A 15,658-nucleotide genomic window follows, 5' to 3' on the forward strand; every position below is an offset into this window, starting at 1 on the left:
AATGTCGACGATCGATACAACTGAAAAACGCGAGCGCAGTGACGCAGCATTGTTCGATGCTGCGGTGCTGGTCGCGGCGATGCGTGCGGCCTTCGTCAAGTTGTCGCCACGGCATCTGCTGCGCAGCCCGGTAATGGCGGTGGTGATGGGCGGTACCGTGCTGGCGGCGGTGATCACCGCCAGCGTGCAGGACCATGCCGGCTTCGGCTGGGCGGTGACCGCCATCCTGTTCGTGACGGTGCTGTTCGGCAATTTCGCCGAGGCCATCGCCGAAGCGCGCGGCCGCGGCCAGGCCGCCTCGCTGCGCCGTGCACGCAAGGACCTGGTGGCGCGGCGGGTGGAAACCGCGATGGGCGGCCGCGCAACGCGGGTTCCGGCGGCCGAGTTGCGCCCGGGCGATTACGTGATGGTGTCCGAGGGCGAATTCGTCCCCGCCGACGGCGAAATCGTGCGCGGTCTTGCCACCATCAACGAAGCGGCGGTCACCGGCGAATCGGCCCCGGTGCTGCGCGAGGCCGGCACCGATCGCAGTGGCGTGATCGGCGGCACGCGGGTGCTGTCCGACGAGATCGTGTTCAAGGTGACGGCAGAGCCCGGCCACAGCTTCCTGGACCGCATGATCGCGCTGGTGGAAGGCGCCAACCGGCAGAAGACGCCGAACGAAATCGCGCTGACCCTGCTGCTGGCGGCGATGACGCTGACCTTCCTGATCGTGGTGGCCTCGCTGCCGGCGATTGCGGGCTTCGTCGGCGTCACGCTCGATCCGCTGCTGCTGATCGCGTTGCTGGTGTGCCTGATCCCCACCACCATCGGCGGGCTGTTGCCGGCGATCGGTATTGCCGGCATGAACCGCGCGCTGTCGGCCAATGTGTTGGCCAAATCCGGCAAGGCAGTGGAAGTGGCCGGCGACGTGGACGTGCTGTTGCTCGACAAGACCGGCACCATCACCTACGGCGATCGCCAGGCCACCGCGTTCCATCCGCTGGCTGGCATCGACCGCGCACAGCTGCGTGACGCGGCCATGCTGGCATCGCTGGCGGACCCGACCCCGGAAGGCAAGTCCATCGTCAAGCTGGCGCGCCAGCAAGGTGCGGTGGCTGTCGAGCCGGAGGGCGCGCATTTCATCGCCTTCACCGCGCAGACGCGCATGTCCGGCGTGGATCTGGCCGGCCGCAGCATCCGCAAGGGTGCCGGCGATGCGATCGTGGCCTATGTGCAGGCGCAGGGTGCGACGGTGTCGCCGGAATTGCAGGGCCGCATCGAGGAAGTCGCGCGCGGCGGCGCCACGCCGCTGGTGGTGGCCGAAGGCCGGCATGTGCTGGGCGTGGTCGAGCTGAGCGACGTGGTCAAGCAGGGCATCAAGGAAAAGTTCGCGCAGCTGCGGGCGATGGGCATCAAGACGGTGATGATCACCGGCGACAACCCGCTCACCGCTGCCGCCATTGCCGCCGAAGCGGGCGTGGACGACTACATTGCGCAGGCGCGCCCCGAAGACAAGCTGGCACGCATCCGTGCCGAGCAGGCCAGCGGGCGGCTGGTGGCGATGGTTGGCGACGGCACCAATGACGCACCGGCGCTTGCGCAGGCCGACGTCGGCCTGGCGATGAACTCCGGCACGCAGGCGGCCAAGGAGGCCGGCAACATGGTCGATCTGGATTCGGATCCGGCCAAGCTGCTGGCGGTGGTCGAAGTGGGCAAGCAGCAGCTGATCACGCGTGGCGCCTTGACCACCTTCTCGCTGGCCAACGATGTGTCCAAGTATTTCGCGATCCTGCCGGCGCTGTTTGCGGCGGCGATTCCGTCGATGACCGCGCTCAACGTGATGCAGCTCTCGAGCCCGCGGCATGCGGTGCTGGCGGCGCTGATCTTCAACGCCTTGATCATTCCGGCCTTGATTCCGCTGGCGCTGCGCGGCGTGCGCTTCCGTCCTTCCAGCGCCACCGCGCTGCTGCGCCGGAACATGCTGATCTACGGCCTGGGCGGTGTGCTGCTGCCGTTCGCGGCCATCAAGCTGATCGACCTGGCGCTGGCCGCCACCCTGGGTACCTGAGTCATGACCACTTCTTCCAAGAGCACTGCCATGTCCACCTCCCTGCCATTGCGCGACGATGGCGTGCTGCGTGCCTCTATTGGCCTGGCTGCGTTCACGCTGCTCGGCCTGGGCCTGGCCTATTCGCTGGTCGCCACCGGCATCACCGGCGCGCTGTTTCCGGCGCAGGCGCAGGGCTCGCTGCTGCGCGCGGAGGCCAGGGTGGTCGGCTCGGCGCTGGTGGCGCAGCCCGTCACCGATGCACGTTACTTCCAGCCGCGCCCGTCCGCGGCCAACTACGACCTCACCGCGGCCGTCGGCAGCAACCAGGCGCGTTCCAATCCGGACCTGCAGGCGCGCATCGCCGCCACCCGTGCCGCCGTCGCTGCGCGCGAGGGCATCGCCCCGGACGCGGTTCCCGGCGAGTTGCTGACCCAGTCCGGCAGCGGCCTGGACCCACACCTGAGCCCGGCCGGCGCACAGGTGCAGGTCCGCCGCATCGCCGCCGCCCGCGGCTGGCCGGAGCAACGCGTCGCCGCACTCCTGCAGGCGGCCACCGAACAACCGCAGTTCGGCCTGCTTGGGCAGCCACGGGTGAATGTGCTGGCGCTGAATCTGGCGCTTGACCAGGCTGGGAATCGAGAATCGAGAATTGGGAATGGGGTAAAGCAACAGCACTAGGGAAACTCTGAACAACTCCCCCTGATCCTGCGACAATCGCACAGAGGCACCAGGACGATGACGATGCAACTGACCTTCGGCGACGCGGAGTACAACAGCAAGCGCAANGCCGAAAACGGCAAAAAACCGGGGGGGTTGAGCGCCCTCAGCGCGGCGGATGTGGCGTGTTTCGTTTCCGGCTGCGTTGATCAGACCATCCCTAGGACTGCCGGGCCGCGGTAGGCTCTTTGATTCCCGATTCCCGATTCCCGATTCCCGATTCCCGAATGAATGATGCGCGCACCCAACACGCCGACGCGCTGATCGGCGAACTGCAACGCGAACATGGCGGGCGGCTGACGGTCTTCCTGGGCGCGGCTCCCGGCGTGGGCAAGACCTACGCCATGCTGTCGCGGGCGCGCGAGCGTTTGCGGCAGGGCATGGACGTGGTGGCCGGGGTGGTGGAAACCCACGGACGCAGCGAAACCGCGGCACTGTTGGATGGCCTGCCACTGCTGCCGCGCGTGCGCGTGCACTACCAGGGGCGGGTATTGGAAGAGTTCGATCTGGATGCACTGCTGGCGCGCAAACCGCGGTTGGCACTGATCGACGAACTGGCGCACCGCAACGTGCCCGGCAGCCGGCATGAGCGACGCTGGCAGGACATCGTGGAATTGCTCGATGCCGGCATCGATGTCTACACCACGGTCAACATCCAGCACCTGGAAAGCCTCAACGACATCGTGCTGCGCATCACCGGTGTGCGCGTGTCCGAAACCGTGCCCGATGCGGTGTTCGACCGCCTGCGCGACATCGTGCTGGTGGACCTGCCGCCGCGCGAACTGATCGAACGGCTGCAGCAGGGCAAGGTGTATCTGCCCGAACAGGCCACGCAAGCGCTGCAGGCATTTTTTTCGCCCTCCAACCTCACTGCCCTGCGCGAACTGGCGATGCAGACTGCCGCCGACCGCGTCGACAGCGATCTGCGCGACACCCAGGCCGCGCGCGGGCTGCCCGGCACCGCCGCGTTGCGCCGCCGCGTGGTGGTGGCCATCGATGGGCGTGGCAGTTCGGAGTATCTGGTGCGGGTGGCGCGGCGCCTGTCCGAGCGCCGCGATGCGCCGTGGACGGTGGTGACGGTGCAGACGCGTACCGTGGCCGATGCCGACTGGCAGCTGGAGATCGATCGTGCCTTCGCGCTCACGCGCCGCCTCGGCGGCGATACCGCGCTGCTGCACGGCGCCAACGTGGCCGAAGCCCTGCTGGATTTCGCCTCCCAGAACGGCGTGTCCACGCTGCTGCTGGGGCGCACGCGCGAACGCCCGCTGGCACGCATGTTCAATCGCACCCTGACCCAGCAGTTGCTGCAGCGAGGCGCGCATTACGAACTGGTCATCGTCAGTTCCGCCGATGCGCGTGCACGCGCACGTCAGCGCTGGCGCAACCCGCGCCAGTGGCTGCAGCGGTACGACCTGGCGTTCGCGGCGATCGCGGCCGCCGGTGCGGTGGCGGTGGCGTGGTTGCTACAACGCTGGACCGATATCGACGATCTGTCGATGGTGTTCATCGTCGCGGTGGTCCTGGTGGCCTCGCGCACGCGCATGGCTGCCGCGGTGATCGCCGCGCTGCTGAGTTTTGTCGCCTACAACTTCTTCTTCATCGAACCGCGTTTCACCCTGCACATCAGCGCCCGCCAGGGCGTGGTGACGGTGTGCCTGTTCCTGATTGCCGCACTGGTGGCCGGGCGGCTGGCCTCGCGCCTGCGCAGCCAGGTGCTGGCGCTGCGCGCGGCCAATGCGCATGCCAACGCGCTGCAGGCGCTGGGCCGCCAGCTCAGCACCGCCGCCGATCTGGGGCAGGTGCTGGAGGCCGGCCGGCGTGCGCTGACCACCGCGCTGGAAGCCGACGTCTGGCTGCGCCTGGAGCAGTGCGAAAGCGAGGCGCCGTCCGGCTTCGGCGCGCTCGACCGCAGCGCGGCGGAGTGGACCCAGCGCCACGGGCAGCCGGCCGGACGCTTTACCGATACCCTGGCCGGCGCGCAGTGGTGGTGCCTGCCGGTGCGACACGAGCGCGGCACCCTGGGCGTGGCCGCGCTGCGCCTTCGACAGACCGTGCAACGGCCCGGCCTGGAACACCGCCGCCTGGCCGAAGCGATGGTCGAAGACATTAGCCAGGCCGCGCTGCGCACGCGCCTGGTCGCCGACCTGGAGGGCGCGCGGGTGACCGGCGAAACCGAGCGGCTGCGCTCGGCGCTGCTGTCGTCGGTCTCGCACGACCTGCGCTCGCCGCTGGTCTCGATGATCGGTTCGGCCAGCAGCCTGGCCAGCTACGGCGATGCGATGGACGCGCAGGACCGCCACAGCCTGCTCGACACCATCCAGCTCGAAGGCGAGCGGCTGGACCGCTACATCCAGAATTTGCTCGACATGACCCGGCTCGGCCACACCGGGCTGACCTTGAATCGCGACTGGATCGGCGTGGACGAGTTGATCGGCTCGGCCACCCGCCGCCTGCAGCGCTACCAGCCGGCGGTGCGGCTGCAACTGGACCTGGCCCCCGACCTGCCGGCGATCTGGGTGCATCCGGCGCTGGTGGAACAGGCCATCTTCAACGTGCTGGAGAATGCGGCGAAATTTTCGCCGCCCGGCATGGCGGTCACGGTGCAGGCGCAACTGCGCAGTGGCGCGCTGCAGATCGACATCGGCGACCAGGGCCCCGGCATTCCCGAAGACGAGCGCGCGCGCATCTTCGACATGTTCTACAGCGTGGAGCGTGGCGACCGCGGCCGTCACGGTACCGGGCTGGGCCTGACCATCTGCCAGGGCATGATCGGCGCGCATGGCGGCAGCGTGGAGGCGCTGGCCGGTGCCGATGGTCACGGCACCACGATCCGCATTACGCTGCCGTTGCTCGTTCCCGCCGCGCCACCTCGCCCCGATGCCGACTGACCCCGCTGCCATCCCGCCCGCCCGCGTGCTGATCGTCGACGACGAGCCGCAGATCCGCCGTTTTCTCGACATCAGCCTGCGTGCGCAGGGCTACCGCGTGCTGCAGGCCGGCACCGCCGAGGAGGGCCTGGCCACGCTGGCCGGGCAGGGCGCCGAGCTGGTGGTGCTGGACATCGGCCTGCCCGATCGCGACGGCCACGAGGTGCTGCGCGAGATCCGCCAATGGTCCAGCGTGCCGGTGATCATGCTCACCGTGCGCGCGGGCGAAGCCGAAAAGGTCGCCGCACTCGACGCCGGCGCCAACGACTACGTCACCAAACCGTTCGGCGTGCAGGAACTGATGGCACGCATCCGCGCATTGCTGCGCCAGGCCGGCGCCGGCAGCACGGTGGAAGAAAGCGTGTTCGACGATGGCCGCCTGCATATCCACCTGGGCCTGCGCGAGGTCACCCTGGATGGCGAAGCGGTACCGCTCAGCCGCAAGGAATACGCCCTGCTCGCGCTGCTGCTCAAGCACGCCGGCCGCGTGGTCACCCAGCCGCAATTGCTGCGCGAAGTGTGGGGCCCCACCCACGAGGAAGACACCCATTACCTGCGCATCCTGGTCGGCAAACTGCGCCAGAAACTGCACGACGATGCTGCCGACCCGCATTACATCGTCACCGAGCCGGGGGTGGGCGTGCGCTTTATCGGCGTCACGCGCTGATCCGGGCGCGCCACTCAGCGGGCGGCAACACCTTGCCCGGATTCAAGATCCCATCCGGATCCAGCGCGGCCTTGATCGCGCGCATCGCCGCCAACGTCGGTGCGCTGAACGCCTGGGTCATGAAATCGCGCTTGGCCACGCCGATTCCGTGTTCGCCGGAGAGCGTTCCCTCCAGCGCCAGCACCAGCGTAAACACGCGTGGCAGCGCGGCATGCGCACGTGAAGTTTCTTCGGCATCGTCCGGGTCGTACATGATGTTGACGTGCAGGTTGCCGTTGCCGGCATGGCCGAAGGCGACGATCGGCAGCGCGAATTCCGCCGCCAGTGCTTCCACCCCGGCCACCAGCGCAGGAATGCGCGAGACCGGTACCACCACGTCCTCGTTGATCTTGCCTGGCTTTATGGTGCGCAGTGCCGGTGATAACGCGCGGCGCGCAGCCCACAGCTTGTCGCGCGCACTGCCATCGGCGGCGACGTCCAGGCTCAGCACGCCCTCGCCATCGGCTGCATCGTGCAGTGCCTGCAACGCATAGGGCAGGGTGTCGTGATCGCCATCGGCTTCGATCAACAGCATCGCACCGGCCTCGGGCACATCGCTGCCATTGCGACGCAGCAATGCAATGGCGCTGGCATCCATGAATTCCAGCATCGTCGGCGTGGTCGGTTGCGCCATCACCCGCGACACCGCTGCCGCCGCGCTGGCCGCATCGCGGTACAAGGCGCGCAGCCCGGCTTGCGCCACCGCGCGCGGGGTCAGCTTCAAGGTCGCTTCGACGATGATCGCCAGGGTGCCCTCGCTGCCGACCAGCAGATGGGTGAGGTCGTAGCCGGTGGAATTCTTGGTGTACGCACCGCCGCAGCGGATGACTTCGCCGGTGCCGGTGACGGCGACAAGGCCGAGCACGTTGTCGCGGGTGGCGCCGTACTTCACCGCGCGCGGGCCGCCGGCGTTGGTGGACAGATTACCGCCGACACTGCAGATCTCCGCACTGGACGGATCCGGCGGCCAGAACAGGCCATGCGGCTGCAAGGCCTGCTGCAGATCGCCATTGAGCACGCCAGGCTGCACCACCGCGCAGCGGTCTTCCGGGCGCAAGGCCACGATGCGATTCATGCGCGCCATCGATACCACTACGCCGCCTGAAAACGGCACCGCCGCGCCGGTGGTGCCGGTGCCGGCGCCGCGCGCCACGATCGGCACGCCATGCGCGCGACAGGCCTGCACGATCGCCACCACGTCGTCGGCATCGCGCGGCAGCGCCACGGCGGCGGGCAATGCCCAGCGACGTGAATCGTCCTCGCCATAGCGGCGCAGCGCGTCGTTGCCGGTCAACCAGCCATCGGCACCGAGGCGCGCTGCCAACAGGTCGGACAGTGCGGCGGGAAGTCGTTCGGTCATTGCGGGTGATCCTGTGGTGCGGCGCGCTGGATGCATCTGAATCCCAGCGCTGCGACGGTAAGCGGCAGCCAGACCCAACGCAGCTCGGAGAGCAGTGTGTTCAGGCCGCGCGCATTGAAGAATCCATTGGCGAACGGCGAGACGCGAATCGGCCGCCACGGCGCGAACCAGCGCGTTTCGCTCCACGGCCACGCCAGCGCCACGCCAAGCCCGCCAGAGGTCATTGCATCCAGCACCGGGTGCGACGCAGTGCAGACAAACAGCCACGCCGCGGCCTGCACGACATCCGCGCGCAGGCTGCGATGGACCGCCGCGCCGAGCAGTGCGACGACGCTGGCGAACAACAACGAATGGCTGGCCCCGCGGTGGCCAAACGCGTCGGCATACGGGACGTGCAGCGCAAATGCCAATACATCTGCATCGGGCAGCATCGCCGCCACGATGCCTGCACCGAGCAGGCGCGGCGAAATGCGTTCGCGTTCGCTGGCGTAACAAAGCGCAAGCGGGACCGCAGCGTGGGTCATGATGGTCGGCATCGGACGTCGGTGCGAGCTTCTGGAAGAATCAGCAATCGTCGGCGCGGAACGCGTCGCGGATCCAGTGCAGGTGCGGCGGTTCGCCGCTGGCGTCCACCACATCGAAGCGGCACGGTAGCAATGCCAACGCCGGGTGCGCGCCGAGGAACAATTGCGCGGCCACTACCAGCTTGCGGCGCTTGCGCAGATCCACCGACGCCGCGCCGCCGCCGAAGCGGGCATCGCGGCGGTAGCGCACTTCCACGAACACCAGCATCTGGCCGTCGCGCATCACCAGATCCAGTTCGCCGCCGCGGTAGGTGGCATTGCCCACCACCAACCGCAGGCCGGCCTGCTCCAGCAGTGCGCAGGCCGCGGCTTCCACCGCCGCCCCGCGTTGCTGGCGCGCTGCCGGCATGGGCCTCAGCGGCCGTCGGCGATCGGCATCGGGCGGCCACCGTTGAAGGTGGACCAGGCCGGGGTGCGCAGCACGTTGCCGAAGCCGTCCAGGTGCAGCGTGCCGGTGGCGCCACGCAGGCCGCCATCGGTGCCGGTGGCGAGCTTTTCCAGGTAGGCGCTGATCTTCCAGGCGTCGTAGCCGAACGCGAACAGGCGCGCGCCGGGTCCGCGTGCGCTCGGCAGCGTGCTGGCGACCTGGCTGGCCGCCGGCAGGCCGGAGACGCCGAGCGCGGTCCAGGTTTCGCTGGGGTAGATGATGCCGTCCAGTGCCAGATCGTCCTCGACCTTGCCGGTGCCGGATACCAACTGCGAGGTGCCCACGCGCGACTTGCCGGCAAACCCGGCCAGCGCCAGCTGCGGCGCCAGCGCGCGCGCGGTGTTGCCGCGCACTGCCAGGAACACCGCATCGGCGGTGCCGTAATTGCGCAGCTGCGCCCCGATGTCGCCCGGTGCATCGGCCACGCTGATGCTGCCGGCCACCGTGCCACCGCGCTCGGTAAAGCGGTCACGGAAGGCCTTGATGGTGCGCTTGCCGTTGTCGTCGCCGGTGCCGACGATCAGCACGTTGCGGCGTTCGCGCGCGAGCAGGTATTCGGCAGCCATGATGCCGTCGTCTTCCGGTGCCAGCGAGAAGCCCGCGCTGCCGGTCGGCGGTGCCTTGTTGTCGGTGGGGCGGTTGAGCGCCAGCACCGGCACCGCAAGCTGACCGCGCGCGAACAACGCGCTGACCTCGTCGCGACCCAATGGGCCGACCACGTAATCGACACCAGCGTTCACTGCCTTGTCGTAGGCGGCGTTGGCACCGGCGGCGGTGCCGGCGGTGTCGAAGAACTGCACCTCCGGGCGGCGGCGGGTTTCGGCGTAATAGCCGGCCAGCAAGCCATCTCGCACCGGGGCAGAGGCGGTGGCCAGGTTGCCGGTGAGCGGCAACAGCACGCCCAGCTTGACCGGCGGGCGATACCCATCGCGCTCGGCCGGCGGGCGCTTGCTGGTGTCGAAGCCCCATTGCGCATCGCGCTCGAACGCACGCGGCAATGCCAGGCCCCGGCTGATCAGCGCGCGCCCGGCGAAGTTGTACAGCGGGTCGCCGGCCGGCAGTGCCGCGGTACGACCGTTGAGCGTTGCATCGTCCAGTGCCGCCAGCAGGCGCACGATGGCGCGCTGGTTGTCGCTGCGGGGCGTGCCGGTCAGGCTCGCATCGGCGCGTGCACGATCGGCGGCGGCGCCGAACAAGTCGCCGGTGGCTTCCAGTGCGGCGGCGTGGGCCAGCAGCCAGCGCGTCTGCAGCGGCTGCGGCAGTCCCTGCGGGCTGTCGCCCAGGGCCTGCAGCGCTTGCGCGCCCTGCTTGTCGATCACCGCCAGTTCGCCGGTCAGCAGCCCGAAGCGGGCGCGGTCTTCGCCGCTGAGGTGGCGTGCATTGACCTGTGCCAGCAGCGTGCGCGCCCGCGCGTCGTCGCCAGCGTCATGCCAGCCGAACGCGGCGGCGGCCAGCAGGCGGCTGCGCTGCGCACCGCTGGCACTGGCGGCCTCGGCTTCGAGCTGCTGCGCCGCCTCGCGCGGCTTGCCCTGGTCCAGCAGCGCCAGCGCCGCGCTCTGCGTCGGCGAGGCGGTCTGGGTGACGCTGCTGGTGGCGCAACCGGCGGCCAGCATGATCAGTAGCGACAGGGCGGAGATCCTTGCAACACGCTTGTTCATTTCAGATCCATTGGACAGGGGCCGCCAGGGCGGTCCGTTGAAAACCGCTACGATTCTACCCTTTGCCCTACGGAATACCGTCGATGACGTCCCCTGGAACCCTGCACGTGATCGCCACGCCGATCGGCAACCTGGCCGACCTGTCGCCGCGCGCGCAGGAGGTGTTGCGTGGCGTGGCCGCGATCTGCGCCGAAGACACCCGCCACACCCGCCAGTTGCTCAGCCATTTCGGCATCGATCGCCCGCTGCTGGCCCTGCACGACCATAACGAAGAGGCCATGTCCGAACGCATTGTGGCGCGCCTGCGCGATGGCGAGTCGCTGGCCATCGTCAGCGACGCCGGCACCCCGCTGGTCAGCGACCCCGGCTTCAAGCTGGTGCGTGCCGCCCGCGCGGCCGGCATCAAGGTCAGCCCCGTACCCGGCGCCTGTGCGGCGATTGCCGCGCTCAGCGTGGCCGGCCTGCCCAGCGACCGCTTCGGCTTCGAAGGCTTCCTGCCGGCCAAGAGTGCTGCCCGCCGCGAGCGCCTGGCGCGACTGGCCGGCGAAACCCGCACCCTGGTGTTCTACGAATCGGCGCACCGCATCGTCGAGTCGCTGGCCGACCTGCGCCTGGCATTCGGCGACGACCGCCCGGCGGTGATCGCCCGCGAACTCACCAAACTGTTCGAAACCGTGCTCGACGGCAGCCTGGCGCAGCTGCAGGCCCAGGTCGAAGCCGACGACAACCAGCGCAAGGGCGAGTTCGTGGTGATGGTGCAGGGCGCCGCGGACGCCGCCGACGGCCAGCTGGCCGAAGGTCGCCGCGTCTACGCCAAGCTCGCCGAGCACCTCCCGCCGTCCACCGCCGCCAAGCTGGCCGCCGAGCTGACCGGTGCGCCGCGCAAGGCGTTGTATGGCGGCTAGGTCTGACATCGCCGGAGCGCGTTCGGCTGTGGCCGTGATTTCTCGGCAAGGCCTCTTCGCGCCCGGGTGCGCTCCTACCGCGCAATCGCAGGCTGGATGCGCTGCGCCGTGCTGCATGGCGGCGATAGCGTAGAATGCGCCCTGGCGGAGTCGGCCAGACAGTCGCGTCACTCGCAAGAGTGCCGAGGAAAGTCCGGGCTCCATAGGGCAAGGTGCCAGGTAACGCCTGGGCGGCGCAAGCCGACGGACAGTGCAACAGAAAGATACCGCCTACGTTCCTTTCGGGGAGCCGGTAAGGGTGAAATGGTGCGGTAAGAGCGCACCGCGAGTCCGGTAACGGACCGGCACGGCAAACCCCACCTGGAGCAAGACCAGATAGGGATCCATTGGCGTGGCCCGCGCTGGATCCGGGTAGGTTGCTTGAGCGCTGCGGTGACGTAGCGCCTAGACGAATGACTGTCCACGACAGAACCCGGCTTATCGGCCGGCTCCGCCGCCTTCTTTGGGCGTTCGCCCTCAGAAGGCGCCCACGCTTTGTACCGCCGCAGGCGGCACAAAACGCGGGTCCCGCTCCGGGCATGCCACAACCCCCGCGGCTGTCGCCGCGCCCCCTTGACTCAAGGGGGGGCTTGCAGGTAGTTGGTTGGTCGAGGGGCTCTCGCTACGCGATCAACTCCCTTCCACCGCTTGCGGGGGAAGGTGCCCGAAGGGCGGATGGGGGCGAGCTTTTAGCTCTGGCCGTCCTGGCGGCAAATCGGGCGTCACGCGCTGCGATCCTGATCAGCGGATGCTTTAGTGTGCGCAACCTGCCGCGATCTGCGTCATGGGCGTCTCGCTCACGCTGCAGTTGCCAGCGTGCTGCCTAACCAAACGAGCGAGTGAACAGCTCGTCCAGGGCATCGACGATGCGCTGTCCTTCGTCCTTCAGTGAGCCAGCCGGCTGGGTGAGTACCGCGAGCGGGACCGAGGTCATTTCCAGCGGTTGCAGGACGACGCGGTGGCCGGCAACCACGAATTCGGGGGTGAAGCGGGATGGCGTTGGGGAGTGCGCGGATGTGCTGACCAATGGCACGACGACGCGGCGCGGTGAGGCATCGAAGATCTTCGACTGCACGACCACCACATAAGGAATGTTCTTGTTGCGTCCGACGTTGGCATAGACATCGAACTGGTCGGTCATAACGTGGAGAACTCGTCGGCAAAGGAGCCGTGCGCGTCGGTGAAGGTCTTCCATTCGCTCGCGGCGCGCTGCAACTCCATCGCCCTGGCGCTGTGGGTGTCGCGCTCCCTGGTCACGTACTCGGCCAGCAGTTCCTCCACCTTGGCCGACAGGTTGCCGGTCATCGCGCGGGCCTGGGAGGCCAGGTCGGCATTGATGGTCAGGTTCAGCGGCTTCTTCTGTGCAGAAGCATCGTAATAGCGGTTCATGCGTTGGCTCCTAGGTCATGCGCACGCTATGCGCATGATCGTGGGTTGTCAACGTGTTCGGGAATGTCCAGCCGTGTTTCGCCCTGGAAGATGCCATCCGGGCCGAAGCGGCGCTCGTGGATGAAACCGCCGCCGTGCTGGTCCACCGCCACGATGGTGCTGGCGCGGGTGCCGTAGCGGGGGCCGGCAATGAAGGCGGCCGAGAGCAGGCGTTCGGTGGACAGGTCCACGCCGGTGCTCGGGAGGGTGTGGTCGGGCGCGGTGGCGGGGTTGCCCAGCGCGTCCCACAGCGGTTGCAGGTCGTCGCTGCCGTGGGCGCACCAGTCGTGCAGGGCACCGGTCAATGCGCGCGTCTTTGGCCACGGCATGTCCAGCGGGCCATTGGACATGCCGTGGATGCCCGGCTCCAGCTGGCGTGCCAGCGGCGGGTGGTTGCTCAGGTGCTCGCAGCGATCTGCGTCGCACAGCAGCAGATTGAACGGCGGGAACGCGTGCCCGGCGCCTGCCAGGTCGTGGGCATAGCCGGCGGCGTCCAGGCTGCCGGACAGGTAGTCCGCAATCAGATGCCCACGCGAGCGACCCGAGGCGGTGACGAGCGGATCGCGCACGTTGGCCACCACGGCAACGCGGCCGTCGCTGCCCAGCCCGACCCAGCTGCCGCCCGAGCGCAGGTCGCGTCCCGCCAGCACGCTGTCGGCAGGCGCCGCCCAGCGCGCCAGTGGGGCGGTCGGCCGCTCATGGAGTTCGTCGCGGTTGCCGGCCAGCAGTAGGCGCCAGCGCGGGTGGGTTCTCCAGGCAAGAGCGATCAGGCACATACCCTCGATTGTCGCCGATTTGCGCAATTGCGATGTGCAGCTGGCGCAGCGTGAAGTGAGACCGGGGTGGGGTTTACATGGTCTTCACGGCCCTGAATTTTCGTTCAATCTCAAAATATGAGACGAAACAGCAACTTGTGGATAAGCTTTGAACAAGTCTCTAAAGAGTGCTGCAACTCATTGATGTGGCTGGCGATTTGGGGTCGTCGAAGTTGTTGACAACCTTTGACGCGCTGCTAAGGTGGACATCGGAGGGAAAACCAGGTGTTTTGTGGTTTTTCGTGGTTCAATGATCCACCAGCGGGTATTCGAGGTTGCATTCGGTGTTTCAGGGCGAGACTGCCATCACGGTGGACGACAAAGGGCGCATGGCGGTACCTACCGCATACCGCGACCTTGTTGCGCGCGTGAGCGGTAACCGCCTTGTGCTCACCTACAACCCGTTCGAAGCCGGCTGTTTGTGGCTGTATGCGGAAAAGGAGTGGGAGCGGGTGCGCGACGATGTGATGTCCAAACCCAACACCCAGCGCGTGGTCCGCACGCTGCAACAGAAGCTGGTGGGTTCATCCGCCGTGCTGGAGCTGGACGCCAATGGCCGTCTGAGCATTCCGGCCAGCCACCGCAATGCGGTTGGCATCGAAAAAAAGGCCGTGCTGCTGGGCATGGGCGACAAGTTCGAACTCTGGAGCGAGCAGGCACATCGCGCACTGATCCAGCAGACATTGTCTGACGGGGATCTGGGCGATGAATTGCTCGATCTCAGGTTGTGAGCCGGGGTGCCCGGATGCGCGGTGAAGCGCAGCCCGGTCACCCGGTGTCGCAGCCGCCGGCGGCACATGTGCCGGTGCTGTACACGCAGGTGTTGGACGGCCTGCAGGTGACCGACAACGGAACGTATCTCGATGGCACGTTCGGGCGTGGCGGACACGCACGTGGCGTGCTGGAACACCTTGGACCGGGAGGTCGACTGTTGGTGATGGACAAGGATCCTGAAGCGATCGCGGTGGCCGAACAGACGTTCGGTGGCGATGCGCGCGTGTCCATCCATCGCGGCAGTTTCGCCACGCTTGGCCAGGTGGTCGCGGCCGCAACGGTGGACGGCATCCTGCTGGACCTGGGCGTGTCTTCGCCGCAGCTGGATGTGGCCGGGCGCGGTTTCAGCTTCGGCAAGGACGGCCCGCTGGACATGCGCATGGATCCGGACAGCGGCCAGAGCGCGGCGCAGTGGCTGGCGCAGGCGACCGATGGCGAGATCGCCGATGTGCTGTGGACCTATGGCGAAGAACGCCAGAGCCGGCGCATCGCGCGGGCCATCGTGGCGCGTCGCGCCGAACAGCCGCTGCTGCGCACCGCCCAGCTGGCCGATCTGATCGCATCGGTGATGCCGCGCGGCGACAGCAAGACGCATCCGGCCACGCGCAGCTTCCAGGCCATCCGCATCCACATCAACCGCGAGTTGGCCGATCTGGAAGCCGGGCTGGACGCTGCGCTGGACGCGCTCAAGCCGGGCGGCCGACTGGCAGTGATCAGCTTCCACTCGCTGGAAGACCGCATCGTCAAGCAATTCATGGCCCGCTACGCCAAGGCCCCGCCGAGCAACCGTCGCCTGCCCGAAGCGCAGCCGTTCGTGCCGACGCTGCAGCTGATCAGCGGCGCGATCAAGGCCGACGACGCCGAATTGAACATCAACCCGCGCGCCCGCAGCGCGGTGTTGCGGGTGGCTGAAAAGCTGGGATTCGGGAGTAGGGATTCGGGATTGGAAAAGCGCTCTGAGCGAATCCCGAATCCCGAATCCCGAATCCCGGCGTCTCAAGGAGACGCCCAATGAGCCGCCTGCTGCTCATCGTGCTGCTGGCCTGCAGCATCGCCTCGGCGATCGGGGTGGTGTACATGCGCCACATGCATCGCAAGTTGTTCGTGCAGTTGTCCAAGCTCGAACACACGCGCGATGAATTGAATATCGAGTTCGGCCGGCTGCAGCTGGAGCAGGCCACCTGGGCCGAAAGCAACCGGGTCGATCAGGTCGCGCGCGCGCGCATCGGGATGAAGTTCCCGGAGACCAACGACATCGTGGTCGTGCGCCCATGACACATCTGCAG

At 67.9% G+C, this 15,658-nt stretch carries 15 protein-coding genes and 1 other RNA gene; 9 read left to right on the forward strand and 7 right to left on the reverse strand.

Features of this window, described 5'->3' with window-relative positions; all coding sequences use genetic code 11:
• Position 1: 1 nt before the first annotated feature.
• From kdpB to XCSCFBP4642_RS0106205, 4 genes are all read left to right on the forward strand, one after another.
• Entirely contained in the window at positions 2-2,050 is a 2,049-nt protein-coding gene (gene kdpB, locus XCSCFBP4642_RS0106185) for a potassium-transporting ATPase subunit KdpB (RefSeq protein WP_029219041.1), read from the forward strand.
• A gap of 30 nt (positions 2,051-2,080) precedes the next feature.
• The gene (gene kdpC / locus XCSCFBP4642_RS0106190) at positions 2,081-2,710 is read left to right on the forward strand and encodes a potassium-transporting ATPase subunit KdpC (RefSeq protein WP_029219042.1); all 630 of its coding nucleotides are present in this window, start codon (positions 2,081-2,083) and stop codon (positions 2,708-2,710) included.
• A gap of 266 nt (positions 2,711-2,976) precedes the next feature.
• Positions 2,977-5,637 carry a sensor histidine kinase gene (locus XCSCFBP4642_RS0106200; protein ID WP_029219043.1) on the forward strand — a complete coding sequence of 887 codons (2,661 nt, stop codon included), beginning with the start codon at positions 2,977-2,979 and terminating at the stop codon, positions 5,635-5,637.
• Entirely contained in the window at positions 5,627-6,343 is a 717-nt protein-coding gene (locus XCSCFBP4642_RS0106205) for a response regulator (protein ID WP_029219044.1), read from the forward strand. The genes XCSCFBP4642_RS0106200 and XCSCFBP4642_RS0106205 overlap by 11 nt, the downstream gene beginning before the upstream one ends.
• Here the strand turns inward: XCSCFBP4642_RS0106205 and XCSCFBP4642_RS0106210 are convergent.
• Genes XCSCFBP4642_RS0106210 through XCSCFBP4642_RS0106225 form a run of 4 tightly spaced genes read right to left on the reverse strand, consistent with a single transcriptional unit; the run spans position 6,333 to position 10,411 of the window.
• On the reverse strand, positions 6,333-7,742 hold the full coding sequence (locus XCSCFBP4642_RS0106210) for an FAD-binding oxidoreductase (protein WP_029219045.1): 1,410 nt from the start codon (positions 7,740-7,742) through the stop codon (positions 6,333-6,335). The genes XCSCFBP4642_RS0106205 and XCSCFBP4642_RS0106210 overlap by 11 nt on opposite strands.
• A complete protein-coding gene (locus XCSCFBP4642_RS0106215; protein ID WP_029219046.1) occupies positions 7,739-8,278 on the reverse strand; it encodes a metal-dependent hydrolase in 540 nt (179 codons plus the stop codon). Before XCSCFBP4642_RS0106215 ends, XCSCFBP4642_RS0106210 begins: the two co-directional genes overlap by 4 nt.
• 28 nt (positions 8,279-8,306) lie before the next feature.
• Entirely contained in the window at positions 8,307-8,675 is a 369-nt protein-coding gene (locus XCSCFBP4642_RS0106220) for a YraN family protein (RefSeq protein WP_029219047.1), read from the reverse strand.
• A gap of 5 nt (positions 8,676-8,680) precedes the next feature.
• Positions 8,681-10,411, reverse strand: coding sequence for a penicillin-binding protein activator (locus XCSCFBP4642_RS0106225; protein WP_033898080.1), 1,731 nt, complete (start codon positions 10,409-10,411; stop codon positions 8,681-8,683).
• 83 nt (positions 10,412-10,494) lie between these two features.
• Between XCSCFBP4642_RS0106225 and rsmI the strand changes: the two genes are divergently transcribed.
• Positions 10,495-11,316, forward strand: coding sequence for a 16S rRNA (cytidine(1402)-2'-O)-methyltransferase (rsmI, locus tag XCSCFBP4642_RS0106230; protein ID WP_029219049.1), 822 nt, complete (start codon positions 10,495-10,497; stop codon positions 11,314-11,316).
• Between the two features lie 146 nt (positions 11,317-11,462).
• Positions 11,463-11,812, forward strand: an RNA gene (rnpB, locus tag XCSCFBP4642_RS26025) — RNase P RNA component class A.
• A 366-nt stretch (positions 11,813-12,178) separates the two neighbouring features.
• Here the strand turns inward: rnpB and XCSCFBP4642_RS0106235 are convergent.
• From XCSCFBP4642_RS0106235 to XCSCFBP4642_RS0106245, 3 genes are read right to left on the reverse strand one after another with little or no spacing between them, the layout of a single operon-like run.
• Positions 12,179-12,496 carry a CcdB family protein gene (locus XCSCFBP4642_RS0106235; RefSeq protein WP_029219050.1) on the reverse strand — a complete coding sequence of 106 codons (318 nt, stop codon included), beginning with the start codon at positions 12,494-12,496 and terminating at the stop codon, positions 12,179-12,181.
• The gene (locus XCSCFBP4642_RS0106240) at positions 12,493-12,744 is read right to left on the reverse strand and encodes a type II toxin-antitoxin system CcdA family antitoxin (RefSeq protein WP_029219051.1); all 252 of its coding nucleotides are present in this window, start codon (positions 12,742-12,744) and stop codon (positions 12,493-12,495) included. The genes XCSCFBP4642_RS0106235 and XCSCFBP4642_RS0106240 overlap by 4 nt, the downstream gene beginning before the upstream one ends.
• Positions 12,745-12,770: 26 nt before the next feature.
• Complete coding sequence (locus XCSCFBP4642_RS0106245; RefSeq protein WP_029219052.1) at positions 12,771-13,559, reverse strand: NRDE family protein; 789 nt, start codon at positions 13,557-13,559, stop codon at positions 12,771-12,773.
• Between the two features lie 314 nt (positions 13,560-13,873).
• On the opposite strand from XCSCFBP4642_RS0106245, the gene mraZ reads away from it, so the two are divergent.
• From mraZ to ftsL, 3 genes are read left to right on the forward strand one after another with little or no spacing between them, the layout of a single operon-like run.
• Positions 13,874-14,329, forward strand: a complete 456-nt coding sequence (gene mraZ, locus XCSCFBP4642_RS0106250; RefSeq protein WP_005910933.1) for a division/cell wall cluster transcriptional repressor MraZ — start codon at positions 13,874-13,876, stop codon at positions 14,327-14,329.
• Positions 14,330-14,343: 14 nt separating this feature from the next.
• Positions 14,344-15,387: a 16S rRNA (cytosine(1402)-N(4))-methyltransferase RsmH gene (rsmH, locus tag XCSCFBP4642_RS0106255; RefSeq protein WP_029219053.1), complete on the forward strand. Its 1,044-nt coding sequence runs from the start codon at positions 14,344-14,346 to the stop codon at positions 15,385-15,387.
• Positions 15,384-15,647 carry a cell division protein FtsL gene (gene ftsL / locus XCSCFBP4642_RS0106260; protein ID WP_005991913.1) on the forward strand — a complete coding sequence of 88 codons (264 nt, stop codon included), beginning with the start codon at positions 15,384-15,386 and terminating at the stop codon, positions 15,645-15,647. Before rsmH ends, ftsL begins: the two co-directional genes overlap by 4 nt.
• Positions 15,648-15,658: the final 11 nt, after the last annotated feature.

Origin of the sequence: Xanthomonas cassavae CFBP 4642 (genome assembly GCF_000454545.1) — a bacterium.
Taxonomy (GTDB): domain Bacteria; phylum Pseudomonadota; class Gammaproteobacteria; order Xanthomonadales; family Xanthomonadaceae; genus Xanthomonas; species Xanthomonas cassavae.